Origin of the sequence: Kocuria subflava, assembly GCF_012163155.1 — a bacterium.
Classification (GTDB): Bacteria; Actinomycetota; Actinomycetes; order Actinomycetales; family Micrococcaceae; genus Kocuria; species Kocuria subflava.
Genome location: NZ_JAAVUN010000127.1, coordinates 1 through 693, shown reverse-complemented (window position 1 = coordinate 693; position 693 = coordinate 1). Strand labels below are relative to the sequence as shown.

The following is a 693-nucleotide window of genomic DNA, read 5'->3' as shown; positions in this document are numbered from 1 at the left end:
CGCGGGAGAGCACCCGGTGATAGTTCGAGTTCAACGGGACCTTGAGCTCCATGAGCGTCAGGCGCTTCGGGAGCAAAGGGGCCAGGGCCAGGATGATCCGGTCGATGCCGGAAAACCCCTGAGGGGCGATCCACGGCGTGGCCAGGGCCAGGCCCGCCACCTGACCGGGCTGCTCCATGAGCAACAAGGACATGGTCAACCCGCCCGTCGAATGAGCGACGACCACCAAATGATCAGGATCGATTCGCCCGCCGTCGCGCGCGATGACCTCCCTGGCGGCATCAAAATCCGGCTGGTACTCGGAGAAGTCCTCGGCCAGGCCCGGCACGTCTCCCGCGGCCAGGACCTCGTCCGTCAGATTGCGGCCGTACCCGTGCAGGTCCACGGCGTAGAAGCGGAATCCGGCACGCTGGACGGCCACGGCAAGCTCCGGGTTGGCAAAGTAATCCGACCAGCCGTGCACGTAGAGCACCGTTCCGCGGGATTCCGCCCGGGTGCTGGGATTGTGCCGGACGACGGTGGCCGTGCGATGAGCCCCGCGGCCCGGCACCGGCACCGTCGTGGCGGAGAAGTCCTGACCCAGGACGTCGTCGTTCCAGATCATGCCGAACGGACCTCACCTTCGAACCAATGCCGGTGCCCGGGGGGTGAGCCTCCGGCGTGGGAGAATGGGCACATGCGCGTCTACCCTAC

General features: G+C 67.0%; 1 protein-coding gene. It reads right to left on the bottom strand.

The genetic code is table 11. The features are described 5' to 3' along the window. Positions 1-604 (bottom strand): alpha/beta hydrolase (locus tag GTW58_RS13340; RefSeq protein WP_168023589.1); only part of this gene is annotated, 604 nt, incomplete at its 3' end. Between the last annotated feature and the right edge of the window lie 89 nt (positions 605-693).